Source organism: Rhodococcus sp. ZPP (assembly GCF_017656075.1).
Classification (GTDB): domain Bacteria; phylum Actinomycetota; class Actinomycetes; order Mycobacteriales; family Mycobacteriaceae; genus Rhodococcus_F; species Rhodococcus_F oxybenzonivorans.
Genome location: NZ_CP058638.1, coordinates 594,086 through 618,445 on the forward strand (window position 1 = coordinate 594,086; position 24,360 = coordinate 618,445).

Genomic DNA, 24,360 nt, shown 5'->3' on the forward strand with positions numbered 1-24,360 from the left:
CTCAGCGCCCGGAACCCGGCTCGGGGTCCTGCGGATCGTCACCGTAGGCGTTGCGGGTCATGCGCTTCGACACGTACCCCATGGACGCGATCGCCCCCGCGACTCCCAGAAGTCCGACGACCAGGCCCAGGACCGGCCCCGGCTTCACGACGAGAATGACGGTGGTGGCGAGCACCAGCACCACGGTGGCCGCACCCAGTGCGCACACGGCGAGCCGGCCGATCGACAGGTCACCGCTCCCCTCACCGGGTGATGGCGTCACAAGCTCCGCACCCAGTTCCGGAGCAGCTCCGCTCCCGCGTCACCGGATTTCTCCGGGTGGAACTGGGTGGCGGACAATGCACCGTTCTCGACGGCCGCGAGGAACTTCCCACCGTGATCCGCCCACGTCAGTGCGGGCGGTGCCAGCCGCTCCGGCGTGGGCATCTCCCACTTCTGCACCGCGTAGGAGTGCACGAAGTAGAACCGGGTGTCGGGATCGATTCCCTTGAACAAGGTGCTGTCGTCGGGCGCCTCTACCGTGTTCCATCCCATGTGCGGCAGGACAGCGGCCTGAAGGCGTTCGACCGTGCCCGGCCATTCACCGCAGCCCTCTGCCTCCACACCGAATTCGACTCCGCGTTCGAACATGATCTGCATGCCCACGCAAATGCCGAGAACCGGCCTGCCACCGGCGAGGCGCTGGCCGATGAGTCGCTCGCCGCGCACCGCGCGAAGCCCGTCCATGCAGGCGGCGAAAGCGCCGACCCCGGGAACCACCAGGCCGTCCGCCGCGAGAGCCACCTTGTGGTCTGCCGTCACCTCGACCTGTGCACCGGTGCGAGCCAGCGCGCGGGTGGCCGAATGCAGATTGCCGGAGCCGTAATCGAGGACTGCAATGGTGGGGACGGTCATGAATCGATTCTATCCGGCTGTGTCCGGCCCCCTAGGGCGCGGCCGACCAGCATTCCCGTCGCCGGGACGACGGCCACCGCCATCGCCGCCACCGCAAAGACCCACGAATACCCCGCCACCGAAGCGACGGCCCCGAGGGTGAGGGACCCGAATCCCGTGCCGGCGTCGAATCCGATGTTCCATCCGGCGCTCGCGGCACCGAATCGGGCGGGCCCGGCTGCGGTGAAGATCATGACCAGCGATTCGTTCTGAACGGCGCCGAATCCGAACCCGAACATCACTGCTGCACAGACCAGGACGATCCCGTCCCCGTTCCGTGCCGCCGCGACCGCGAACAGCGCCAGACCGCCGCAGGTGAACGCAAGCGCGGGCATCAGCGCCCGGCCGACTCCGACCCGGTCGGAGAACGACCCCGCCGCGTAACGTCCGCACACTGCGGCGCCGCTGACCACGGCGAGGACCCCGCCGGCGAGGGACGCCCGCTCGGCAATCGCGATCGGCAGGAGACTCGACACACCGCCGAACGCTGCAGCCGCCGTGGCAATGGACAGCCACGGCATGAGCAGGACCGACAGCGGAAGACGCCCTCGTGCGGTACCGGCCGGGCGTGGATGCAGGTGTGGCAGCCGAGTGACGGCGCCCACCGCCAGCACGGGAATCAGCGCACCGAGTACGAAAACCGGCGTCGCGGACCAGTGCTGCATGATTGCCAGCCCCGCGGGCAGGCCCACCATCTGCGCGGCAGCCACCGCGATCCCCTGCGCGCCAATGGCCCGGCCGAGCATCTCCCGCGGAACCAGTTCGGCGACGAGAGCGCTGCCCGCCACCGTGAGCATCCCGAAACCCGCACCCCGCACCGCGGACACGGCGAGAACCGGAATCGCCTCGGTGGACAGCAGGAACAGTAAGGACGGCGGCCCCAGGAGGAGGCATCCGGCCGAGAGTACCCATCGGTACCCCCACTTGCGCAAGAGCCGGGGCACGCCGAATTGGGTCAACACCGTGGCGGCCATGAAAACGGCAGTCACACCACCGGCGAGGGTGTCCGACCCTCCCGACAGAGACACGATCAGCGGCACCACAGGGAGCAGTACCGCCCACCCACCGAACGCCGCCGCACCCATCACCAGCGCGGTGAGCAGACCAGGAGTGCGTAGCAACCGGGGTCCGGTCACGGAGGCGACAGGCACTACAGCAGCCTGACGACGCCCGCCACTGCCGCCAGCACAGCCAGTGCCAGCAGCACACCCGAGGCCAGCTTGTTGAACTTCCACATCGAGTACGCGCCGCCTGCCGCTATTCCGGCGGCGATGAACAGCACGTACACCAGGACGACGCTCACGAAGGCGACCCGATCACAGGCTGCCCTTGGTCGACGGCACCCCGGACACCCGGGGATCGGGTTCGACGGCCTCCCGCAGGGCGCGGGCGACGGCCTTGAACTCGGCCTCGGTGATGTGATGCTGGTCGCGGCCGTAGAGCACCCGCACGTGCAGTGCGATCCGGGCGTTGAGTGCGATCGACTCGAACACGTGCCGATTGATCACGGTCGCGTAGGGAACTCCGGGATAACCGCCGATGACAGCATGCAGCAGGTGTTCCGGTTCGCCGGTGTGGACGCAGTACGGCCGCCCCGACACGTCGACCGACGCGTGGGCGAGCGTCTCGTCCATGGGAATGAACGCGTCACCGAACCGCCGGATGCCCTTCTTGTCGCCGAGCGCCTGAGCCAGGGCCTGGCCGAGCACGATCGACGTGTCTTCCACCGTGTGGTGCGCCTCGATCTCGACGTCACCTTGCGCCTGAACACTGAGGTCGAAGCTGGCATGGGAGCCGAGCGCGGTCAGCATGTGATCGAAGAACGGGACACCCGTCGAGATGTCGACGATGCCGGTTCCGTCGAGGTTCAGTTCGACGGTGATGCTGGATTCCTTGGTGGTGCGCTCCACCTTGGCGATGCGGTCGGTCATCCTCGGTCTCCTGAGGTCGTGAGTTCGGTGGCGGCGATCGCGTCGCTCGCCACGATGAAGGCGTCGTTCTCGGAGGCCAGTCCGACGGTGGCACGCAGGTATCCGGGGATCCCGACGTCCCGGATGAGGACTCCGCGGTCGAGGTAGGCCTGCCAGGCGTGGGCGCTGTCGGTGAACTCACCGAACAGGATGAAGTTGGCGTCGCTGGGGATGACACGGAACCCCGTGTCCTCCAATGCCTTCGACACACGCACCCGTTCCGTGGCGAGCGCGTGCACGCTGCCGAGTGTCTCGTTCGCGTGCCGCAGCGCCGCGCGGGCGGCGGCCTGCGTGACCACCGACAGGTGATACGGCAACCGGACCAGAAGCAGCGCCTCGATGAATGCCGGTGCGGCGGCAAGGTATCCGAGCCGGCCGCCGGCGAACGCGAACGCCTTGCTCATCGTCCGCGACACGACGATCTTCGACGGATACTCGTCGATCAACGTCAGGGCGCTGGGGGCGTCGGAGAATTCGGCGTAAGCCTCGTCGACGATCACGACGCCCGGCGCGGCGTCGAGGACCCGGCGCAGTTCCGCGATGCCGACGCTGTGCCCCGTCGGATTGTTGGGGCTGGTGACGAACACGACGTCGGGACGGCGTGCCCGAATCGCCTCCACCGCAGCGTCGACGTCGAGGGCGAAATCGGCGCGGCGGAAGATCGGCAACCAGTCCGTCTGCGTTCCGTCCGCGATGATGGGGTGCATCGAGTACGACGGTACGAATCCCATCGCGCTACGCCCGGGACCTCCGAACGCCTGCAGCAGCTGCTGCAGGATCTCGTTCGAGCCGTTGGCCGCCCAGACGTTGTCGACAGTGACCGGCACACTCGTCTGGCCGGCGAGGTAGGCGGCGAGATCGGTGCGCAGCGCCACCGCGTCGCGGTCCGGGTAGCGGTGCAGTTCCCGCGCCGCCTCCCGCACGGATTCCGCGACGTCGTCGACGAGCGCCTGCGTGGGCGGGTGCGGGTTCTCGTTGGTGTTCAGCTGCACCGGCACGGTGAGCTGCGGTGCGCCGTACGCCGACTTGCCGCGCAGACTCTCCCGGATCGGCAGCGCGTCCACGCCGATGGACGAACCCGGCACGTTCGCCGCGGTCACCGCAAGGCCTCGAAACGCAGCCGGACAGCCTCACCGTGTGCGGGGAGGTCCTCGGCGTTGGCGAGGGTGATGACGTGGCCGGAGACCTCCTTCAGCGCGGATTCCGAGTAGTCGACCACGTGGATGCCCCGCAGGAACGTTTGCACGCTCAGACCCGAGGAGTGCCGGGCGCAGCCCGCGGTGGGCAGGACGTGGTTGGATCCGGCGCAGTAGTCGCCGAGGCTGACCGGCGCCCACGGCCCGACGAACACCGCACCCGCACTGGTCACCTTCGCGGCGACGGCAGTGGCGTTCTCGGTCTGGATCTCGAGGTGCTCGGCGGCGTAGGCGTTGACCACCCGCAGTCCCGCCTCGACATCGGAGACCAGGACGGTGCCCGACTGCGTGCCGGACAGCGCGGCAGTGACGCGCTCCTTGTGCTTGGTGATCTCCAGTTGCGCGGCCAGCGCCGTGTCGACGGCGTCGGCGAGCTCGATGCTGGTGGTGACGAGCACGCTCGCCGCCATCACGTCGTGCTCGGCCTGGCTGATCATGTCTGCCGCGACGTGCACCGCGTCTGCCGTGTGGTCGGCGAGGATCGCGATCTCGGTGGGTCCGGCCTCGGCGTCGATGCCGACGAGGCCACGGCACAGGCGCTTGGCCGCCGTGACGTAGATGTTGCCGGGACCGGTGATCAGGTCGACGGGGGCGAGTTCGGCGCCGTCCGTGTCGGTGCCGCCGTAGGTGAGCAGGGCGACAGCCTGCCCGCCGCCGACGGCCCAGACCTCGTCGACGCCCAGCAACGCCGCCGCCGCGAGGATGGTCGGGTGCGGGAGTCCGCCGAACTCCGCCTGGGGCGGGGAGGCCACCACGAGAGACCGCACACCGGCGGCCTGCGCCGGCACGACGTTCATGACGACACTGGACGGGTAGACGGCGTTGCCGCCGGGCACGTAGAGGCCTACCCGGTCGACGGGCACCCACCGCTCGGTGACGGTGCCGCCGGGGACTACCTGGGTAGTGGTGTCCTTGCGGCGCTGGTCGGCGTGCACCTTGCGGGTGCGTTCGATCGCGACTTCGAGAGCCGCCCGGACTGCGGGATCGAGTTCAGCGAGCGCACGGTCGAGTTCTGCCTGCGGGACACGTATCTGCGCAGGCCGGACGCCGTCGAACTGCTCGCTGAAGTCGAGGGCGGCAGCGGCGCCACGCTCGCGCACGGCGTCGACCACGGGGCGAACCTGATGCAGCACCGCATCCACATCCACTCCACCTCGAGGAAGTGCGGCACGAAGTTCGGCCGTGGAAGGGGTACGACCACGAAGGTCGGTGCGGGCGAGCATGAGAGGTCCTCTCTGCGACTGGCGGGACACGGTGTCACTGACACGCAGGTCACGGATGAGCCGGCAGGTCACTGACGAGCTGGCTGTCCTATGGAGAACAGAGCTCTGCACCGATTATCCAGGATAGGCGTACCGCGTTTTCACCGGTCGGTGGCTGCCGCTGCGAGCCGGGCCGGCAGATCCCGCTCGTCCGGTCGATGGAGATCGCGCGCAGAGAAATTCTCGGGCCGGCTCACACCGAACTTCGAATCGGCGGGCCTGCCGCGCGACTTCGTCATCTGTGCCCCCCGGCGAGTCGTATCCCGGAATGCCCAGTCTCGACCCGACGGGATACGGCCCGCACCTCCACGTTAAACCACCCCCGGACGGACCTCAATGGCCCAGTTCGACAGCAGTTTCGTCCATAGGCGGAAGACATTGCCGACCGTCGGTCGCACGACGAGGCCGACCGTGAAGACGGCAAGAGTCGACCTCAGTTCCACCCGTTACGCGAGGTCGTGGCACCCCCCGGGTCGGAGTCGTGGCAGCCCGGGGGTCAGTGTCGTGGCATGCTGCCGTCAGAGACGAGTGGATTCGACGAACCTCCTGGCGAGATTCTCTTCGGTGGACGCGCCGGGCGTCCATTCGGTGATCCACGGACCGGTGCCCTCGCTGGGGTCGACCACTCCTCGTTCGAGCCACGCATACCGTCCTTCGAGAAGGGAATGCGCGACCTGCCGATCGACATCGTCGGTGTTGTGCCACAACCCGTCGAACAGTTTCTCCACACGGAGTGCGGCCTGCCGGCAGAACACGTCGGCGAGTTCGTAGGCCGCGGCTCCCTCGGCTTCGTTCTCCTCGCGCTGCATCTCCGCTTTGACACAGCTGGCCGACATCGCGAACAGTTCTGCGCCGATGTCCACCACCCGGCCGAGGAATCCCTGCTGCTTCTCGAGCGCCGCCTGCCAGCGGGCCATGCCGTAGAACGTGGAGCGGGCCAGTTTGCGGGAATGCCGCTCGACGAAGCGCAGATGCTTGGCCAGAATGCCGAAGTCCCCGTATGCCATCGGCATCTGCCCCTTGCCGGCGACGAGCTGCGGCAACCACTTCGCGTAGAAGCCACTCGCCTTGGCGGCCGCCCGGGCCTTCGCGCCGGTGTCGGCGTGGGGGTCCGCGAGATCGCCTGCCGCCGTGAGATGGGCGTCGACGGCCTCGCGGGCGACGAGCAGACGCATGATTTCGCTCGAGCCCTCGAAGATCCTGTTGATGCGCAGATCTCGGTCGAGTTGCTCAGCGGGAACTGCCCGTTCTCCTCGGGCCGCCAGTGACGCCGCAGTCTCGTATCCCCGACCGCCGCGCACCTGAATGAGCTCGTCGGAGAGAACGCAGGCCATCTCGGACGACCACAGCTTGGCGAGCGCCGCCTCGATCCGGATGTCGTTGCGGCCCTCGTCGTTCATCTGTGCCGACAGGTCCACCACGGCTTCGAGGGCGTAGGTGGTGGCGGCCATGAATGACAACTTGTTGGCGACGGCCGCGTGCTCACCGACCGGCTTGCCCCACTGCACCCGGACACCGGACCATTCCCTGGCGATCTTCAGCGACCATTTGCCGGCGCCGGCGCACATTGCGGGTATCGCGAGCCGGCCGGCGTTCAGTGTGGTGAGCGCGATCTTGAGTCCGTCGCCTTCCCGCCCGATGAGATTTTCTTTGGGAACGCGAACCTTGTACATGCGGGTCACGCCGTTCTCGATCCCGCGTAGCCCCATGAAGGCATTGCGCCGTTCCACGGTGATGCCCGGGGTGTCGGCCTCGACGACGAACGCCGAGATCCCGCCGCGGTGACCCTCACTCTTCGGAACCCGTGCCATGACGACGAGCAGTTCCGCGACGACGCCGTTGGTCGTCCACAGCTTCACGCCGTCCAGTTCGTAGGCCGCCCCGCCTTCGATGGGAGTCGCCGACGACGCCAGCCTGGCCGGGTCGGAACCGACGTCCGGTTCGGTGAGGAGAAACGCGGAGATGGCACCTCGGGCACACCGCGGCAGGAACTCGGCTTTCTGCTCGGGTGTGCCGGCGAGCTTGAGCGGCTCCGGTACCCCGATCGACTGGTGCGCCGACAGGAGTGCGCCGAGGCTGGGGTGCACCGACGCGACCAGCATCAACGCCCGGTTGTAGGCGACCTGGGAAAGCCCGAGTCCGCCGTACTCCTCGGAGATCTTCAGCCCGAAACATCCCAGGTCGGCGAGGCCGCGAACGTACTCGTCGGGGATTCGCGACTGGGATTCGATGACGCTGCCGTCCATCTCCTCGCAGTGGGCGCGGAGACGAGTCAGGAATTCGTCGGCTTTGGCAGCGTCCTCGGCCGCGGGCCGGGGAAACGGGTGAACCAGATCCAGCCGGAACCGTCCCAGAAACAGTTCCTTTGCGAATGAGGGTTTGTCCCAACCGGATTCCCTCGCCTCCTCCGCTACAGCTCGTGCTTCTTCCTCGGTGACCTTCGGAGCTGATGTGTCGACCATGACGCGCCTCCTACTGGCGGGTAGTCCTACTGACGAGTATCCCCCAAATCGACGGACTCGACACAGCATTTCGGTTACTCTTCGGCCGATGCGGACTCCGTCGACTCTCCTGGGCGCCGCCGCGCTTCTCCTGTGCTTCGTGACGTGCCCGGCCACATCGGGCGCCGAACCGCTACCGGACGAGTTCCTCTGGGGCGTCGCCACTTCCGGCTTCCAATCGGAGGGTTCGTCGCCCGACAGCAACTGGGCGCGCTACGCGGCGTCGGGCAGGACCGACGATGCAATCGGCGACTCGGTCGACTTCCGTCACCGCTACCGCGAGGACATCGCCCGCGCGGCAGATCTCGGTGTCGACGTGTTCCGCTTCGGCATCGAATGGGCGCGGGTACAGCCGTCGCCCGGCTCCTGGGACGACACCGAACTCCGGTACTACGACGACGTCGTCCGGGAGATCACCGGCCGAGGGATGACACCGATGATCACCCTCGACCACTGGGTGTATCCGGGCTGGGTCGCAGACAAGGGTGGGTGGGCGAATCAGGCGACGGTCGACCACTGGCTCGAGTACGCCCGCAGGGTCGTACCCCGCTACTCCGGGTCGGGCGCTCTCTGGATCACCATCAACGAACCGACCGTGTATCTGCAGAAGGAACTGACATTCGGCGGCGTCACCGCCGCTCAGGGTCCCCAGATGCTCGACCGCCTGGTCGAGGTGCACCGCCGCGCCTACGACCTGATTCACGAGTACGACCCGGACGCCCGCGTCAGCAGCAATCTCTCCTACATCCCGGCCGCCACCGACGCCGTGGATGCGATGTTCGTGGACCGGGTTCGCGAGAAGCTCGACTTCCTCGGGGTCGACTACTACTACGGACTCGCTCTCGACAACGTCACCGCCGTCAACGCGATCACCGACGACTTCTACCGCATCGATCCGCAACCGGACAGCATCTACTCCGCGCTGATGCGCTACACCCGCAAGTTCCCCGGACTGCCGTTGTACGTCGTGGAGAACGGTATGCCGACCGACAACGGCCAACCGCGACCGGACGGGTACACCCGGTCGGATCACCTCCGCGACCACATCTATTGGATGGAACGCGCCCGGCTGGACGGAGCACCGGTCATCGGCTACAACTACTGGTCGATCACCGACAATTACGAGTGGGGAACGTACCGGCCCCGGTTCGGTCTCTACACCGTCGACGCGCTTACCGATCCGACCCTCACCCGCCGCCCCACAGATGCGGTCGCAACCTACCGCGACATCATCGTGGCAGGGCTGCCGGACAGCTACGTCCCGGCACGGAAACCGGGATTCTGTTCACTGGTGGATCTGCCCACCAGCTGCATCGACCCGCCCTGACCCGTGAGTACTTGTTCACCGCCCGCGGTGAACAAGTACTCACGAGGCGTTACATGTCGAGCCCGAGATCCAGCACTGTGACGGAGTGGGTGAGAGCCCCGACCGCGAGATAGTCGACGCCCGTGCCGGCGTAGTCCGCCGCTACGTCGAGCGTGAGACCTCCGGAGGACTCCAGCTTGGTGCCGGGCGCCTTCGCGTCGCGGCGCTGCACGGCGATCTGCGTCTGCCACAGCGGGAAGTTGTCGAGGAGGACGAGTTCGACGTTTTCGGCCAGTACCTCGTCGAGCTGCTCGAGGCTGTCGACCTCGACCTCACACTCGATGTCCGGGGCCGCCGCACGCACCGCCCGCAGCGCCGCCACCACCGAGCCTGCTGCGGCGACGTGGTTGTCCTTGATCAGCGCCGCGTCCCCGAGCCCCATCCGGTGATTGACGCCACCACCGACGCGGACCGCGTATTTCTGCAGCGAACGCAACCCGGGCAGCGTCTTGCGGCTGTCCCTGATCCGCGTCCCGGTTCCGTCGACCGCGTCCACCCACGCCGCCGTCGCGGTGGCGATCCCCGAGAGGTGGCACACCAGATTCAGCATGGTCCGCTCGGCAGTGAGCAGCGCTCGCGTAGGGGCGGACACGCTCAGAACCGGTTGCCCGGGGCTCACACGGGTGCCGTCGGCAACGCGCTCGAGCACCTGGTAGCTGCCCTCACCGATCACCTCGTCGAGCACCAGAAGGCCCACATCGAGACCAGCCACGGTGCCGTGCGCGCGGGACACGACCGACGCCTTGGCCACCGCGTCCGCCGGGACCGTCGACGTCGACGTCACGTCCGGGCCGTACCGCAGGTCCTCGTCGAGCGCGAGTCGCACGAGTGCCCGCACTTCGTCCGCGTCGAGACCGTCTGGAAGGACATGGCCGGACATCACAGCACTCCTGTCAGTTGGGGTTCGAGCAGTTCGAGTTCGCCGTCCCGGGAGCGGATGTGCGTGCTCCGCCGCCACTGTTCGCTGGACTCCGGATAGTCGCTGCGGGTGTGGCAGCCCCGGCTCTCGGTTCGCGCACCTGCAGCGAGCACCAGGGCAGACGCCGTGGTGGTGAGCGCGGCATCCTCGAGTTCGGTCGGGCCGTCGGGAATACTTCGGGGTGCGTCGGCGAGCGCAACCGCCGCCGACGCGAGGCCCGCTCCGTCGCGAACCACAGAGGCGTGCGCGGTCATCACCTGCTGCACCAGTTCACGAGACGCGTACGACAGTCCCGGCCGGACCGTGTCCGTCACCTCCACGCGCAGACCGGCACGCTCGGCCGCCGCGACACCGACACGTTCACCGACCACGAGACCCTCGAGCAGACTGTTCGACGCCAACCTGTTGGCTCCGTGCAGCCCGGTGCGCGCCACTTCACCGGCGGCGTAGAGGCCCGGCACCTCGGTACGTCCGGAGACGTCGGTGACCACACCGCCGCACGAGTAATGCGCGGCCGGTGCCACCGGAATCAGGTGCTCGCGGGGATCGATCCCGGCTTGCAGGCAAGACGCCGTCACCGTTGGGAAACGCTCGGCGAACCCCGGTAGCTGCCGGGCGTCGAGGTAGACGTGGTCGTGCCCCAGTGCCCGCAGCCGGGAGGCGATTGCCCGGGAGACGACGTCTCGGGGAGCGAGATCACCGCGGGCATGGACGCCCTCGGTCACCGAATCGCCGTTCGCGTCGACGAGCCGTGCCCCCTCCCCTCGAACGGCCTCACTGATGAGCGGACGCCGCCCGACTCCGCCCGGGGTGAACAGGACGGTCGGGTGGAACTGCACGAATTCGAGGTCAGCCACCGCTGCGCCCGCATCCAACGCCAGCGCGATGCCGTCCGCGGTCGCGCCGGGTGGGTTGGTGCTGCACGCGTACAGCTGACCGAGTCCGCCCGTTGCCAGGACGATGGCGGGCGTGTGGATCACGCCGAGGCCATTCGGTGCATCGACGAGCAGACCCGTGACCCCGCGTGCGTCGGTGACGACGCGCACCGCGGACGCGCCGAAGAGTACGGGCAGACCTGCGGCGCCCAGCGCCCGTTGCACCTCGGCCCCCGTGGCATCGCCGCCGGCATGGATGATCCTGCGGGTGCTGTGCCCACCCTCACGGGTGCGGGAGACGACGCCGTCGCGTCCACGATCGAACACCGCCCCCAGGTCGGTGAGGGCGGCGACCGCATCGCGACCACCGGCCACGATCGACCGCACGGCGTCTTCGTCGCAGAGGCCGACTCCGGCCTCGCAGGTGTCCGCCACGTGTGAGGCCACCGAGTCGGTGAGCGCATCACCCACCACCGCGATCCCGCCCTGCGCATACTGGGTCGCCGTGTCCGTGGGACCGCCCTTGCTGACGGTGAGGACCCTCAGCCCTCGCAGGGAGGCGGTACGAGCGGCCGTCAGTCCGGCCACCCCACCACCCACCACGACCAGGTCGGCGTGCTCCTCCCAGGAGATCCCCCGGGCCGGGCTGCTCACTCGCCGCCGCCAGGGTTTCCGATCTCGATCATGCGCTGCACCGACTTACGGGCACGCTCGGCAGTCTCGAGATCGACGTGAACCTCGTCCTTGCCTTCGAGCAGGCACCGGAGGAGCGCCGCGGGGGTGATCATCTTCATGTACGGGCAGGAAGCGCGGTCGTTGACAGCCTGGAAGTCGACGTCCGGCGCCGCCTTGCGCAGCTGGTGCAGCATCCCGACCTCGGTCGCGACGAGAACCTGCTTGGCGCCGGTCGCTCGTGCGGCGTCGAGCATGCCACCCGTCGACAGGATCTTCACCTTGTCCTCGGGGACGAACCCTTCTCCCGCCAGGTACAGAGCCGAGGTGGCGCAGCCGCACTCCGGGTGGACGAACAGCTCGGCTCCGGGGTGCGCCTTCGCCTGGGCGGTGAGTTCGTCGCCGTTGATGCCGGCGTGGACGTGGCATTCACCCGCCCAGATCTGCATGTTCTTGCGCCCGGTGACGCGCTTGACGTGTGCGCCGAGGAACTGGTCGGGCAGGAAGAGCACCTCACGGTCCGGGTCGATCGACGCCACCACGTCGACGGCGTTGGACGACGTGCAGCAGATGTCCGTCAGTCCCTTCACCTCGGCGGTGGTGTTGACGTACGAGACGACCACTGCGTCCGGGAATTCGGCCTTCCATTCCCGCAACTGATCGGCGTTGATCGAGTCCGCAAGCGAGCACCCCGCGCGCTCGTCGGGGATCAGCACGGTCTTGGCCGGGCTGAGTATCTTCGCCGTCTCGGCCATGAAGTGCACACCGCAGAACACGATCGTGTCCTCGGGCGCCTCCGCCGCGATGCGCGAGAGCGCGAGGGAGTCACCCACGTGGTCGGCGACGTCCTGGATGGCGGGCAACTGGTAGTTGTGCGCCAGCAGGGTTGCCCCCCGCTCACGCGCCAGCCGTTTGATTTCGGCAGCCCACTCCTCGCTCGCCTCGACACCCCCGTAACCGCCGGGACCGTCCTGAATCTGCGGGTGCGTTCCCGCCCACAACGTGTTGGTCGTCATGGCTGCTCCTTCACCGTGGACTCGGGCGGGCTGGCCCGAATTCCTAAATCGAGGTTTTCGACTTAGGATCGAAAACATGCCCCATAGTAACACCAGGCACGAGGTGCTCACCGCGGTGTTCCAGGTTCGCCACTTCGCCGATCGCATATGCGCAGGTCACCCCGGTGATGCGCGTCACGCGACCGGCGCCGGCGAACTCGCCGTGTTGTTGTGGCAACGCGCCCTCGACCCTCAGGCGGGCGCCTGGTCGCTTCCGGGCGGCCTGCTGGGTGAAGACGAAGACCTCACCACCTCCGCCCGGCGGCAACTCGCGGAGAAGGTGGACGTGCGGGAGGTGTCACACCTCGAACAGCTGTCCGTGTTCAGCGATCCACATCGCGTCCCCGGGCCTCGCACCATCGCCTCGACCTTCCTCGGGCTCGTTCCCCTCCCCGCCGATCCGACCCTCCCTCCGGACACTGCGTGGCATCCGGTCTCGGAATTGCCCGAGATGGCGTTCGACCACGGCACCGTCGTGCAGCATGCGCGTACACGCCTGGCCGCCAAGCTCTCCTACACCAACATCGCGTTCGGGCTGGCGCCCGGCGAATTCTCCATGTCGACGCTGCGCGAAATCTACTGTGCAGCACTCGGCTACCAGGTGGACGCCACCAATCTGCAACGCGTCCTCGGGCGGCGCGGGGTCCTGACGCCCACCGGTAACACCGCGCCGTCGGGCCGCACCGGAGGACGCCCCGCCGCGCTCTACCGGTTCACCGACTCCACTTTGCGGGTTACCGACGAATTCGCGGCGCTTCGACCGCCGGCCTGACCCGCTTGCGATCAGGACCTACGACGTCACCGCGAGTCGGCCTCGGCCCTCGGTCCGAGCCCCCGCCAGAACGTGTCCGATGCGGCGGTGACGACCTCGTCCACCGGCGCGCCGTCGAGCATCCCCCCGGCGGCGAGGGTGGCAATTCCGTGGAATGTCGCAAACGCGACGAGGGCGATGCGGGACCCGTCCCCGCCCCCGATGTCGCCGGCGGCCTGGGCTTCGGTGACGATCCGGACCGTGAGGTCCATCGCGGCGTGACCGGCCGCCACCACCTGAGGAGCGGCGCCGGGCGCGTGCTTGTTGCCGTACATCAGCGCCAGCAACTCGCGGTGGGCAAGGGCAAAGCTCACGTAGGCGCCGGCGAGCGCGCCGAAGCGGGCCCGGGCGTGGGGATCGGCCTCCTCGACGGCGCGTTCGAGAGCGGCGGTGAGCCGCACGAATCCGGACTCTGCGAGTGCGTCGAGCAGGGCCTGACGGTCCCGGAAGTGTTTGCTGGGTGCGGCGTGGCTGACGCCGGCCTCACGGGCGAGCCGGCGGAGGGAGATGCCGTCGACGCCGTCCTGCTCGAGCGTGCTCTCGGCGCGCGCGAGCAGCACCTGGCGAAGACTCCCGTGGTGATACGGCTGTTCGGCGACGGGCATGCCGTAAGTCTAACCAAATGTTGTCATTGACTACATAGATGTCACTGACTACATTCGAGGTCACCCCACCGCTAGGAGCTGACATGTCCTTCGACGTATCCGGAACCACCGTCCTCATCACTGGCGCGAGCGCGGGCCTCGGTGCCGAATTTGCCCGCCGGTTCGCCGAGCGGGGTGCAGATCTCGTCCTCGTCGCCCGCCGCGTCGATCGGCTCGAACAACTCGCCACCGAACTCCGCACCGCGCATCACGTGTCGGTCACCGTGATCCCGTTCGACCTCGCCACTCCCGGCGCCGGTGAGCGGCTGCGCACCGAATTGACTGCCCGCGACATCCGCATCGATTCACTGATCAACAACGCGGGATTCGGGACGCACGGAGACTTCGCGTCCGCCGAACTCGAGCGCCTCACCGCCGAGATACAGCTCAACGTCACCACCCTCGTCGAGCTGTCGCACACGTTCCTGCCCGACCTGCTGCGGGGACGCGGAGCTCTCGTGAACGTGGCGAGCACCGCCGCGTTCCAGCCGACTCCCGGCATGGCCGTGTACGGGGCGACCAAAGCGTTCGTACTGAGTTTCACGGAGGCATTGTGGGCAGAGGCGCGAGGCACGGGCCTCACCGTGCTCGCCGTCTGCCCGGGCCCTACCCGCACCGAATTCTTCGACGTCGTCGGTTCGGAGGACGCCGCCGTCGGCCGCATGCAGACCGCGGATCAGGTGGTGACGACAGCACTGCGCGCGCTGGATCGGCGCAGCACACCACCGAGCGTCGTATCCGGGCTGATGAACTGGGTGTCGTCCGTCAGCACCCGGTTCGCGACTCGCCGCATCGGCGCTCTCGCCAGTGGGCGTCTCCTCGGGGACGTCCGGATGCGAACCTCGGTCATGAAGTAAGTGTCGCGTCGCGCTCGTCCCATTCGTCGAGCTCGACCGGGGAATCGCTGATTCCGAGGTCGTCGAATGGGTTGAGCGCGGCGAGTACCAACGTCACGACGCAGGCAGCCAGCGGCTGGAACACCAGCACGAGCAGCGTCCCGATCCCCGGTGCCGTCGCGACGATCGTTCCGGGCGTCGACACGTCGTCGCCGGGAAACCGCAGTGCAGCGACGCCGAGTCCGGCGAGTGCCATGACACCCGCTCCGACGATGTTGCCGGCGAGGACAGCCGCGACAGCTACCGGACCACGACTCCGCCGCGCCGTCCACGCCGCAACCGCGGCGAGGATGCCCACGACCAGCCCCGCGCACGCGAACATGCCGATCGCATCGAACCGGTGCACACTCTCACCCGTCAGCGTGACGCCGCGGTCGGGCGCAACAACCAACAGGTGTTCTGCCGGCGCGAGCACTCCCCATATCGCCCCCACGAGTGCACTTGCCACGACCGTTCCGCAGACGACTCCGGCGGCAGATCGAAGCCTGATGCGCGGGAAGTTGGTCACACCGACGACGCTACCGCCGGGCGAGCCCGATCGAGTCGAACACACCGTGGCGTGAGCATTTTGCCCACCAGCCGTCGGGACTGATCTGTACGACCATGCGCCGACCGCACGACTCGCAGAAGCGCGGCGGTTCGAGCCCGAGCTGCGCCGCGGTCGGGACACTGTCCTCGACTCCGGGAACGACTCGGCGGCCCGTATACGGGTTGTACCGCTCCTCTGCAGCGCGCTCGTCAGCGACACTGCCCGGTGAAACGTCGGTGCCGGTCATCACAAGGTGTCGTTCAGTGCCTTGATCGGCATCTGCAGGTCGACGAGCAGGTCGAGGTCCTGTTCCGCGGGCCGTCCCAGCGTCGTCAGGTAGTTGCCGACGATGACGGCGTTGATTCCGCCGAGGATGCCCTGTTTTGCGCCGAGGTCGCCGAGGGTGATTTCACGACCACCGGCGAAGCGGAGGATGGTGCGTGGCAGCGCGAGCCGGAAGGCGGCCACCGACTTGAGCGCCTCGCTCGCGGGCAGCACCTCGAGGTCGCCGAACGGCGTGCCCGGACGGGGGTTGAGGAAGTTCAGCGGAACCTCGTCGGGTTCGAGTTCGGCCAGATTCGCGGCGAACTCCGCGCGCTGCTCGAGGCTCTCGCCCATCCCGAGGATGCCGCCGCAGCACACCTCCATGCCCGCCTCACGAACCATCCGCAGCGTGTTCCACCGCTCCTCCCACGAGTGGGTGGTCACCACATTCGGGAAGTGCGACTTCGCAGTCTCGAGATTGTGGTTGTACCGGTGCACACCCATGGCGGCCAGCTGGTCGACCTGCTCCTGGGTGAGCATGCCGAGCGAGCAGGCGATCTGGATGTCGACCTCGTTGCGGATGGCCTCGATACCGGCCGCTACCTGGGCGAGCAGCCGTTCGTCGGGTCCGCGGACCGCAGCGACGATGCAGAACTCGGTGGCGCCGGACTTGGCGGTCTGCTTGGCAGCCTCCACGAGCGAGGGGATGTCGAGCCAGGCGGCTCGCACCGGCGACTGGAACAGGCCCGACTGCGAGCAGAAGTGGCAGTCCTCGGGGCAGCCGCCGGTCTTGAGGCTGATGATTCCCTCCACCTCGACCTCGGGACCGCACCATGTCATCCGCACGTCGTGCGCCAGCGCGAGCAACTCCTCGAGCCGCTCGTCCGGCAGTTGCAGGACCTCGAGTACCTGGCTCTGCGTGAGCCCTTCCCCGCGTTCGAGAACCTGGTCACGCGCCAGGGCGAGAATGTCTGTCTGTACCGGGGCCGACGTCACACGTATCTCCTGAAGAGCGGGCCGATCACGCGTCGTGGATCGACATGAGTAAGAATTGAACACCGTACAAGTTGAACGGCGTTCAGGTTAGATCCGTGATGGAATACTGTCAAAGCAAGGCCCGAATACCTGAGGAGAACAGCAGTGCAATTGCGACGCGGCGACGTACTCGACGGCGCACTGGCCATCCTCGACGAATTCGGCCTCGCCGACCTCACGATGCGGAGGCTCGCGACCGCCCTCGGCGTCCAACCCGGCGCCCTGTACTGGCACTTTCCCAACAAGCAGACCCTTCTCGGCGCTCTCGCCGACAAGATCCTCGAAGACGTCGACGCGCCCACCACGGCTACCGGCTGGAACGAGGAGTTCATCGAGCTGGCCCACCGCCTGCGTGGTGCCCTGCTGTCGCACCGCGACGGTGCCGAGCTCGTCTCCGCGACCTACGCCTCGCGGATGACCAACTCCCGCGTGCGGGAAACGTTCGCCGCCGTCGGCCTGCGATCCGGACTTTCCCGCGAGCACGCCGAGTTGGCGTCGTACTCGCTCCTCTACTACGTCCTCGGACACACGGTCGACGAGCAGTCGCGCGCACAGATGGAATCCGTCGGCGCCCTCACCCGCGCTGCGCTCTCCCCCGACGCCCCGGCATCGGAGATCGGCGCCTACGACGACGACCTCCTCGACGGTGATCCCGCGGTCCGATTCGACTTCGGACTCTCGCTGTTCGTCGACGGCATCCGTGCACGGCTGAAAGACCCCGCGCAGCACCCCTGAGCGGGCACACTGAGTGGGCACACTCGAATCGAAAGCTGGGTGGGCACACTCACATCCGAGACCGAGTGGCTACTTGGTCAGGCCAGGGGGTGACGATGAGGTCGACAGTCGGCCGCCGCGCCGCAATTGTTGTCGCGACGGTACTGGCCTTCTCCCTTTTCGCCGGTCCGGCTCCGAGCCCGTCGCAACCCGTCGGCGCACCGGGTGACGTAGTCGCGTCCTCGTCGGTGCCGCAGCAGATGTGGCCGCCGGGTGCCACCACGGGTTCATTCTTGACCTACTGGACCACTGGGCCGTTGGACCGGCCCGCGCTCAGTACCGGAGCGATATTTCTGCCACCTGGCGGACCGCCGCCTGAAGGGTGGCCCGTGGTGTCGTGGGCGCACGGAACGGTCGGACTGGCGGACGCTTGCGCTCCCACCGCCACCGGGAACTTCGGCGGGCAATACGTCGAGCATTGGCTGCGCGAGGGATATGCCGTGGTGGCCACCGACTACGTGGGCCTCGGCACACCCGGTGTTCATCCCTATCTGGACGGTCCGACCGAGGCGCACAGCATGATCGACATGGTGCGCGCCGCTCGCAGCGTGACGCCGTCACTGTCGAACCGCTGGCTGGCGCTCGGACAGTCTCAGGGCGGACACGCAGCGCTGGTCGCCGCATCGATGGCGACCAGATATGCGCCCGAACTCGATTTCCGCGGCACGGTCGCAACCGGGGCGCCGTCGAATCTCGAACAGCTGGCACCTCTGGTGGGTCCGAATTTCCCACCCCTTCCCCTCACCGGGAGCACCGTGTTCGTCGCGTATGCCCTGGCCGGACTACGGGCATCTCGCCCCGACCTCGACATCGACAGTTACCTCAGCCCCCTCGGCATCTCCGCGCTCGACCGCCTCGAGGAACTCTGTTACCAAGACGCAGCGCCGCAGCTCCAGGGCGTCACCATCGGACAACTGATGTCCCGAAACCTCGACGACCCTGCCATCCTCGACGCGATTCGGGGCACCCTTGGAGTTCCCGTCCGTGGATACGACCGGCCACTCTTCATCGGCCAGGGACTGCTCGACGACATCGTCCCCGCAGCGTTCAGCTGGAAGTTGACCGCCGACCTTGCCGCCAACGGGCAGAGTTTCGTCTACCGCACCTACCCGACCGGGCATCTGCAGACCATGCCGGCGTCCCTTCCCGACACCACGCCGTTCGTCCGGCAGGCCTTCTCGTAGTCGCATACCCCAGCGTCACCAGGCTCTCGTCATTCGGCCGAAATTGGTCTTACCACTTGACCTCTTACCTATGTCCGCTTTACCGTGACTGCATGATGTTCGAGCCGATCGCGCGGAAGTCCGCATCCACCGAGGTTTTCGACCAGATCACCGCACGCGTGTTGGGCGGGGACCTCGCCGCAGGCGAATCGCTGCCCAGCGAGCGGCGACTCGCCGAGGCGTTCGGCGTGTCCCGGCCGGCCGTGCGCGAAGCGATCCAGAAGCTCGCGCAGGCCGGCCTCGTCGAAGTTCGTCAGGGCGATGCGACGTCGGTGCGCGACTTTCGGCAGCACGGTGGGCCCGAACTGCTGTCGCAGCTGCTGATCCGGAACGGACAACCCGAATGGCCGGTCGTGCGGAGCGTCCTCGAGGCACGCCGGATGATCGGCACGCAGGTGGCCCGACTCGCCGCGAGCAGGGCGACACCCGACGCGGCGGCCGCAGTGCAGAACGCGGCCGAGACCCTGGCGGCCGCGAGCGATCCGGTCTCGCAACAGGTGCACGCCCTCACATTCTGGGAGAGGGTGGTCGACGCGGCCGATTCGATCGCCTTCCGGCTCATCTTCAACAGCCTGCGCAACGCCTATGAGCCGACCATGACGGCCATGGCCGGCGTCATGGTTGCCGAGGTCGGGAGATCCGACCTCTATCGCGCTCTCGCCGAAGCCGTCGCCGCGCACGACGAGGACATCGCCACCGGTGTCGCCGCCACTCTTCTCGACCTCGGGACTGCTGCGGTGACCACCGCCATCGACCAACTCCAACAACAGGAGCAGCACTCATGACGACACACTCTTCGGCAGATCGCCGCCGACGTCGGTCACTCACCCTGCGTGAGGCCGCCGATCAATTCCGGCGCCACCCGTCCCCGTGGATGGTCGGCGGCATGCTGGCGGTCGCCGTCGCGGCCCGACTGGTAGTGGGCGACTGGCACCTGAGCGATGCCGTCCTGCCGGTGGTGATGCTGGCGCTGTTCCCGTTCGCCGAATGGGGCATTCACGTCTGCATCCTGCACTGGAAGCCCCGCAGAATCCTGGGTCTGACCGTCGACTCACTGCTTGCCCGTAAGCATCGCGAGCACCACGTCGATCCCCGGGACGTGCCTTTGGTCTTCATCCCCTGGCAGACCCTGACGTGGCTCATTCCGGTTCTCGCCGGTCTGTCCGTGCTGGCTTTCCCGCGCCTCGGCCTGGGGCTGACGTTCCTCGTCACACTGAGCGCTCTGGGCGTGATGTACGAGTGGACGCACTATCTGATCCACAGCGATTACAAGCCGAAATCCCGGTTCTATCGGGCGATCTGGCGCAGTCACCGGCACCATCACTACAAGAACGAGCACTACTGGTTCACGGTGACCACCACAGGAACGGCGGACCGTCTACTCGGCACCGCGCCCGACCCCGAGTCGGTGGAGAAGTCGCCGACCGCTCGCAGCCTCCACGCCGTGCGCTGACGCCCCTGTGAGTACTTGTCAACCTCGGGATGTTAATAAGTACTCACGGGGCCGGGAGGCGCTAACCCCGGCGAAAGAGCTTGTTACCCAACCACACCAGCGGGTCGTATCGATGATCGACCACCCGTTCCTTCATCGGGATGATGGCGTTGTCCGTGATCTTGATTCCCTCGGGACACACCTCGGTGCAGCACTTGGTGATGTTGCACAGACCGAGTCCGAACTCGTCCTGGGACGCATTGCGGCGGTCAGCAGTATCGAGTGGGTGCATTTCGAGTTCCGCGACGCGAATGAAGTATCGCGGACCCGAGAACGCCGCCTTGTTGTCCTCGTGATCGCGCACGACGTGGCAGGTGTTCTGGCACAGAAAGCACTCGATGCACTTACGGAATTCCTGAGACCGTTCCACGTCGATCTGCTTCATCCGGTACTCACCCGGCGCCAGTCCGGGAGGAGGCGTGAACGACGGAACTTCTCGTGCCTTCAGGTAGTTGTACGACACGTCGGTGACGAGGTCGCGGATCACCGGGAAGGTCCGCAGCGGCGTTACCGTCACCACCTCGTCCTGGGTGAAGGTGGACATTCTCGTCATGCAGAGCAACCGGGGGCGACCGTTCACCTCGGCCGAACACGACCCGCACTTACCTGCCTTGCAGTTCCAGCGGACAGCAAGATCGGGTGCCTGGGTGGCCTGGAGTCGGTGGATGATGTCGAGGACCACCTCGCCTTCGTTGACGGGAATCGAGTAGTCCTGCAGGGCGCCCCCGTCGACGTCACCGCGCCAGACCCGGAACTGTGCGTCGTACCCCATGTCAGGCCTTTCTCCCGGGATGCCCGGCGAGTTCCGCGTCGGTGTAGTACTTGGCGAGTTCGTCGGCCTCGAAGAGTTCCAGCAGGTCTGCTCGCATCGGCTCCTGCTGCTCCCGCGTGACCACCACGTCGGGGATCACGGCATCGGGATGGGATGCCATGTCGCCGTCCACACTGCAGACGAGCAGGGTGTTGCGCCATTGCGCATCCATGGCGGGGTGGTCGTCCCGGGTGTGCCCACCTCGACTTTCGGTGCGGGTCAATGCCGCCCGCGCCACGCACTCGCTGACGAGGACCATGTTGCGCAGGTCGACGGCAAGGTGCCATCCGGGATTGAACTGACGGTGCCCTTCCACGACGACGGCACCGATCCGGCTCTTGATATCGGCGAGCTTGTCGAGCGCGCGCTCGATTTCGTCGGCCTTGCGAATGATGCCCACGAGGTCGTTCATATTCTGTTGCAACTCGGTGTGCAGGGTATACGGATTCTCGACCGCTTCCCCCTCCTGCCCGGAGTCGAACGGCGACAGCAACATTCGTGCGGCCGCATCGACGGCTTCGTCCGACACGGTTGGCCGGTCCGTCAGCGAAGACACGTACGTCGCGGCGCCCAGCCCGGCGCGACGTCCGAAGACGAGGAGGTCGGAGAGCGAATTTCCGCCGAGTCGATTGGACCCGTGCATTCCGCCCGAGCACTCCCCCGCCGCGAAGAGACCCGGAACACTGGCCGCGCCGCTGTCGGGGTCGACCTCGATGCCTCCCATGACGTAATGGCAGGTGGGGCCGACTTCCATCTGTTCCTTGGTGATGTCGACGTCCGCGAGTTCCTTGAACTGGTGGTACATCGACGGGAGCCGGCGCACGATCTCGTCGGCGGGCATCCGGGAGGCGATGTCGAGATACACACCGCCGTGCGGTGTCTGCCGCCCGGCTTTGACTTCGGAATTGATGGCTCGCGCGACCTCGTCGCGGGGCAGCAGATCGGGGGTACGGCGATTGTTGTCGGAGTCCTTGTACCAGCCGTCGGCCTCCTCCTCCGTCTCCGCGTACTGGCCCTTGAAGACCGGGGGAATGTAGCTGAACATGAACCGTTCACCCTCGGCGTTCTTGAGGACCCCGCCGTCGCCGCGCACGCCTTCTGTGACGAGGATGCCTTTGACACTCGGCGGCCACACCATTCCGGTCGGGTGGAATTGGACGAATTCCATGTTGATGAGGTTGGCCCCCGCACGCAGTGCGAGAGCGTGTCCGTCGCCGGTGTACTCCCAGGAGTTGGAGGTGACCTTGAACGACTTACCGATCCCCCCTGTCGCCATCACCACGGCAGGAGCCTCGAAGAGGATGAATCGGCCGCTTTCCCGCCAATACCCGAACGCACCCGAGATGCGGTCGCCATCCTTGACCAGTTCCGAGATGGTGCATTCGGCGAAAATCTTGACCCGCGCCTCGTAGTCGCCGGTGGCGGCGAAATCTTCCTGCTGCAGCGACACGATCCTCTGTTGCATCGTCCGGATCAGTTCGAGACCGGTGCGGTCACCGACGTGCGCCAGCCGCGGATACGTATGACCCCCGAAGTTGCGCTGGCTGATCCGCCCGTCCGGGGTGCGGTCGAACAACGCCCCGTAGGTCTCGAGTTCCCAGACTCGGTCGGGCGCCTCACGCGCATGCAGTTCGGCCATCCGCCAGTTGTTGAGGAACTTCCCCCCACGCATCGTGTCCTGGAAGTGGGTCTGCCAGGTGTCCTTGTCGTTCGCGTTGCCCATCGCGGCCGCGCAGCCACCCTCCGCCATCACGGTGTGCGCCTTGCCGAACAGTGATTTACAGACGACGGCGACGGACAGGCCTTGCTCGCGTGCCTCGATGACCGCTCGCAGTCCGGCGCCACCCGCACCGATCACCACGACGTCGTACCGGTGCCGTTCGACTTCCGTCATTCCACTCCCCTCGTGTTCGGCGGCTTCTATGCGCGGTCAGTTGATCAGTCGCAAGTCCGACAGAGTCCCACTGGACACGAGCATCACGTAGAAGTCCGTGATCATCAGCGTGGCGAGGGTGGTCCAGGCCAGCTGCATGTGGCGCGCGTTGAGCTTGCTCACCTGGGTCCACAACCAGTAGCGGACGGGGTGCTTCGAGAAGTGGGTGAGCCGCCCGCCGACGACGTGCCGGCATGAATGGCAGGACACGGTGTACGCCCAGAGCAGGATGACGTTGCCGACCAGGATGAGTGTGCCCAGCCCGATGCCGAAACCCCCGTCCGCACCGTGGAACGCGCGGATGGCGTCGTAGGTGTTGATCAGCGAGACGATCACCGCGACGTAGAAGAAGTATCGGTGGACGTTCTGGACGATCAGGGGAAGGCGTGTCTCACCGGTATAGGTTCGGTGGGGTTCGGCCACGGCACACGCCGGGGGCGAGAACCAGATCGAGCGGTAATACGCCTTGCGGTAGTAGTAGCACGTGAGCCGGAACCCTAGGAGGAAGGGCAACACGAGGAACCCGAGCGGAATGATCATCGGCAATTCGCCGATCGGAGTTCCGAAGTCACTCGACCCGGGCACACACGAATCACTCAGGCAGGGTGAGTAGAACGGCGTCAGGTAGTGGTATTCCTCGGTGAAGTAGGCGGTCCGTACCCACGAACGAATCGACGCGTAGATCACGAACGCCGCGAGTCCGAGCGCGGTCAGCAGCGGCGCCTGCCACCACCGGTCGGTGCGTAGTGTCCGTTCCGCGATTCGGGCACGCCTCGGGGACGCAACACCCAGATTTTCGGAATTTTTCGGTGGCGCGCTCATCCGCGCTCGTAGTGGCAGCCGCCGAGACCTTCGTCGTCGACACCCGCCCACATCGAGGCGTCATAGGGGACGTCGGGGATCTTGATCCGCTCGACGGGTTCGCGGCGCGTGACATGCGGCGGCGACGTGTCGAGTTCCTGGGCGTCGATCTCGAGGCGCTCGAGATCGTTACTGAGCCGGCGTACCTGTGCAGCGTCGCCGTACATCGAACGCAACGACCCGACGCACCGCCGGAGGTGGTTGATCGTGCGATTCAATTCGAGCATTTCGGAGGTCGACATTGGACCCCTCCCAACCCAGACGGATGAACCCGTGACGCGTATCACACTACCGACATCCCGCCGGATACGGGCGGCTTTTCGGCCCGGCGAGTCCCA

The 24,360-nt window shown here is 67.0% G+C and carries 27 protein-coding genes; 7 read left to right on the forward strand and 20 right to left on the reverse strand.

Annotation, left to right across the window (positions count from 1 at the left end):
• Position 1: 1 nt before the first annotated feature.
• From HYG77_RS02715 to HYG77_RS02755, 9 genes are all read right to left on the reverse strand, one after another.
• On the reverse strand, positions 2–262 hold the full coding sequence (locus tag HYG77_RS02715; RefSeq protein ID WP_109329372.1) for a hypothetical protein: 261 nt from the start codon (positions 260–262) through the stop codon (positions 2–4).
• Complete coding sequence (gene hisH, locus HYG77_RS02720) at positions 259–894, reverse strand: imidazole glycerol phosphate synthase subunit HisH (protein WP_159921816.1); 636 nt, start codon at positions 892–894, stop codon at positions 259–261. Before hisH ends, HYG77_RS02715 begins: the two co-directional genes overlap by 4 nt.
• Positions 891–2,018: an MFS transporter gene (locus tag HYG77_RS02725; protein ID WP_208963254.1), complete on the reverse strand. Its 1,128-nt coding sequence runs from the start codon at positions 2,016–2,018 to the stop codon at positions 891–893. Before HYG77_RS02725 ends, hisH begins: the two co-directional genes overlap by 4 nt.
• 65 nt (positions 2,019–2,083) lie before the next feature.
• Entirely contained in the window at positions 2,084–2,236 is a 153-nt protein-coding gene (locus tag HYG77_RS02730) for a hypothetical protein (protein WP_201453564.1), read from the reverse strand.
• A 13-nt stretch (positions 2,237–2,249) separates the two neighbouring features.
• Positions 2,250–2,864, reverse strand: coding sequence for an imidazoleglycerol-phosphate dehydratase HisB (gene hisB, locus HYG77_RS02735; protein WP_208961785.1), 615 nt, complete (start codon positions 2,862–2,864; stop codon positions 2,250–2,252).
• Entirely contained in the window at positions 2,861–4,003 is a 1,143-nt protein-coding gene (locus HYG77_RS02740; protein ID WP_109329366.1) for a histidinol-phosphate transaminase, read from the reverse strand. Before HYG77_RS02740 ends, hisB begins: the two co-directional genes overlap by 4 nt.
• Complete coding sequence (hisD, locus tag HYG77_RS02745; RefSeq protein WP_208961786.1) at positions 4,000–5,322, reverse strand: histidinol dehydrogenase; 1,323 nt, start codon at positions 5,320–5,322, stop codon at positions 4,000–4,002. The genes HYG77_RS02740 and hisD overlap by 4 nt, the downstream gene beginning before the upstream one ends.
• A gap of 140 nt (positions 5,323–5,462) precedes the next feature.
• Positions 5,463–5,600 (reverse strand): hypothetical protein, encoded by a 138-nt coding sequence (locus HYG77_RS02750; protein ID WP_208961787.1) that lies wholly within the window; start codon positions 5,598–5,600, stop codon positions 5,463–5,465.
• A gap of 279 nt (positions 5,601–5,879) precedes the next feature.
• A complete protein-coding gene (locus tag HYG77_RS02755) occupies positions 5,880–7,823 on the reverse strand; it encodes an acyl-CoA dehydrogenase family protein (protein ID WP_109329362.1) in 1,944 nt (647 codons plus the stop codon).
• An 88-nt stretch (positions 7,824–7,911) separates the two neighbouring features.
• Here HYG77_RS02755 and HYG77_RS02760 point away from each other — a divergent pair, with 88 nt between their 5' ends.
• Positions 7,912–9,189, forward strand: a complete 1,278-nt coding sequence (locus HYG77_RS02760; protein WP_208961788.1) for a family 1 glycosylhydrolase — start codon at positions 7,912–7,914, stop codon at positions 9,187–9,189.
• Between the two features lie 49 nt (positions 9,190–9,238).
• Here HYG77_RS02760 and nadC read toward each other — a convergent pair whose 3' ends face one another.
• From nadC to nadA, 3 genes are read right to left on the reverse strand one after another with little or no spacing between them, the layout of a single operon-like run.
• Positions 9,239–10,108 carry a carboxylating nicotinate-nucleotide diphosphorylase gene (nadC, locus tag HYG77_RS02765; RefSeq protein ID WP_208961789.1) on the reverse strand — a complete coding sequence of 290 codons (870 nt, stop codon included), beginning with the start codon at positions 10,106–10,108 and terminating at the stop codon, positions 9,239–9,241.
• Entirely contained in the window at positions 10,108–11,676 is a 1,569-nt protein-coding gene (locus HYG77_RS02770) for an L-aspartate oxidase (RefSeq protein WP_208961790.1), read from the reverse strand. The genes nadC and HYG77_RS02770 overlap by 1 nt, the downstream gene beginning before the upstream one ends.
• The gene (gene nadA, locus HYG77_RS02775) at positions 11,673–12,710 is read right to left on the reverse strand and encodes a quinolinate synthase NadA (RefSeq protein ID WP_109329356.1); all 1,038 of its coding nucleotides are present in this window, start codon (positions 12,708–12,710) and stop codon (positions 11,673–11,675) included. The genes HYG77_RS02770 and nadA overlap by 4 nt, the downstream gene beginning before the upstream one ends.
• A gap of 76 nt (positions 12,711–12,786) precedes the next feature.
• Here nadA and HYG77_RS02780 point away from each other — a divergent pair, with 76 nt between their 5' ends.
• Entirely contained in the window at positions 12,787–13,521 is a 735-nt protein-coding gene (locus HYG77_RS02780; protein ID WP_244373433.1) for an NUDIX domain-containing protein, read from the forward strand.
• Between the two features lie 26 nt (positions 13,522–13,547).
• Here HYG77_RS02780 and HYG77_RS02785 read toward each other — a convergent pair whose 3' ends face one another.
• The gene (locus HYG77_RS02785; RefSeq protein ID WP_208961791.1) at positions 13,548–14,165 is read right to left on the reverse strand and encodes a TetR/AcrR family transcriptional regulator; all 618 of its coding nucleotides are present in this window, start codon (positions 14,163–14,165) and stop codon (positions 13,548–13,550) included.
• 83 nt (positions 14,166–14,248) lie between these two features.
• On the opposite strand from HYG77_RS02785, the gene HYG77_RS02790 reads away from it, so the two are divergent.
• Positions 14,249–15,061 carry an SDR family oxidoreductase gene (locus HYG77_RS02790; protein WP_109329352.1) on the forward strand — a complete coding sequence of 271 codons (813 nt, stop codon included), beginning with the start codon at positions 14,249–14,251 and terminating at the stop codon, positions 15,059–15,061.
• Here the strand turns inward: HYG77_RS02790 and HYG77_RS02795 are convergent.
• The 3 genes from HYG77_RS02795 to bioB are packed head-to-tail and all read right to left on the reverse strand — an operon-like array spanning position 15,051 to position 16,889.
• Positions 15,051–15,608, reverse strand: coding sequence for a DUF2567 domain-containing protein (locus tag HYG77_RS02795; RefSeq protein ID WP_109329350.1), 558 nt, complete (start codon positions 15,606–15,608; stop codon positions 15,051–15,053). The genes HYG77_RS02790 and HYG77_RS02795 overlap by 11 nt on opposite strands.
• 10 nt (positions 15,609–15,618) lie before the next feature.
• A complete protein-coding gene (locus HYG77_RS02800; protein WP_159921797.1) occupies positions 15,619–15,876 on the reverse strand; it encodes a hypothetical protein in 258 nt (85 codons plus the stop codon).
• Entirely contained in the window at positions 15,876–16,889 is a 1,014-nt protein-coding gene (gene bioB / locus HYG77_RS02805) for a biotin synthase BioB (protein WP_109329346.1), read from the reverse strand. Before bioB ends, HYG77_RS02800 begins: the two co-directional genes overlap by 1 nt.
• A 144-nt stretch (positions 16,890–17,033) precedes the next feature.
• Between bioB and HYG77_RS02810 the strand changes: the two genes are divergently transcribed.
• The 4 genes from HYG77_RS02810 to HYG77_RS02825 all read left to right on the forward strand — a co-directional run bounded on the left by HYG77_RS02810 (position 17,034) and on the right by HYG77_RS02825 (position 20,378).
• The gene (locus HYG77_RS02810) at positions 17,034–17,663 is read left to right on the forward strand and encodes a TetR/AcrR family transcriptional regulator C-terminal domain-containing protein (protein ID WP_109329344.1); all 630 of its coding nucleotides are present in this window, start codon (positions 17,034–17,036) and stop codon (positions 17,661–17,663) included.
• Positions 17,664–17,758: 95 nt separating this feature from the next.
• A complete protein-coding gene (locus HYG77_RS02815; protein WP_208961792.1) occupies positions 17,759–18,886 on the forward strand; it encodes a lipase family protein in 1,128 nt (375 codons plus the stop codon).
• Between the two features lie 92 nt (positions 18,887–18,978).
• Entirely contained in the window at positions 18,979–19,710 is a 732-nt protein-coding gene (locus HYG77_RS02820; RefSeq protein WP_109329341.1) for a GntR family transcriptional regulator, read from the forward strand.
• Positions 19,707–20,378, forward strand: a complete 672-nt coding sequence (locus tag HYG77_RS02825) for a sterol desaturase family protein (protein WP_208961793.1) — start codon at positions 19,707–19,709, stop codon at positions 20,376–20,378. Before HYG77_RS02820 ends, HYG77_RS02825 begins: the two co-directional genes overlap by 4 nt.
• A 61-nt stretch (positions 20,379–20,439) precedes the next feature.
• Here the strand turns inward: HYG77_RS02825 and HYG77_RS02830 are convergent, their stop codons facing one another.
• Genes HYG77_RS02830 through HYG77_RS02845 form a run of 4 tightly spaced genes read right to left on the reverse strand, consistent with a single transcriptional unit; the run spans position 20,440 to position 24,264 of the window.
• Positions 20,440–21,189 (reverse strand): succinate dehydrogenase/fumarate reductase iron-sulfur subunit, encoded by a 750-nt coding sequence (locus HYG77_RS02830; RefSeq protein ID WP_109329337.1) that lies wholly within the window; start codon positions 21,187–21,189, stop codon positions 20,440–20,442.
• 1 nt (position 21,190) lies between these two features.
• A complete protein-coding gene (locus HYG77_RS02835) occupies positions 21,191–23,122 on the reverse strand; it encodes a fumarate reductase/succinate dehydrogenase flavoprotein subunit (RefSeq protein ID WP_208961794.1) in 1,932 nt (643 codons plus the stop codon).
• Between the two features lie 36 nt (positions 23,123–23,158).
• Positions 23,159–23,983, reverse strand: coding sequence for a hypothetical protein (locus HYG77_RS02840; RefSeq protein ID WP_208961795.1), 825 nt, complete (start codon positions 23,981–23,983; stop codon positions 23,159–23,161).
• Positions 23,980–24,264 (reverse strand): hypothetical protein, encoded by a 285-nt coding sequence (locus tag HYG77_RS02845; protein ID WP_109329332.1) that lies wholly within the window; start codon positions 24,262–24,264, stop codon positions 23,980–23,982. Before HYG77_RS02845 ends, HYG77_RS02840 begins: the two co-directional genes overlap by 4 nt.
• Positions 24,265–24,360 lie beyond the last annotated feature (96 nt).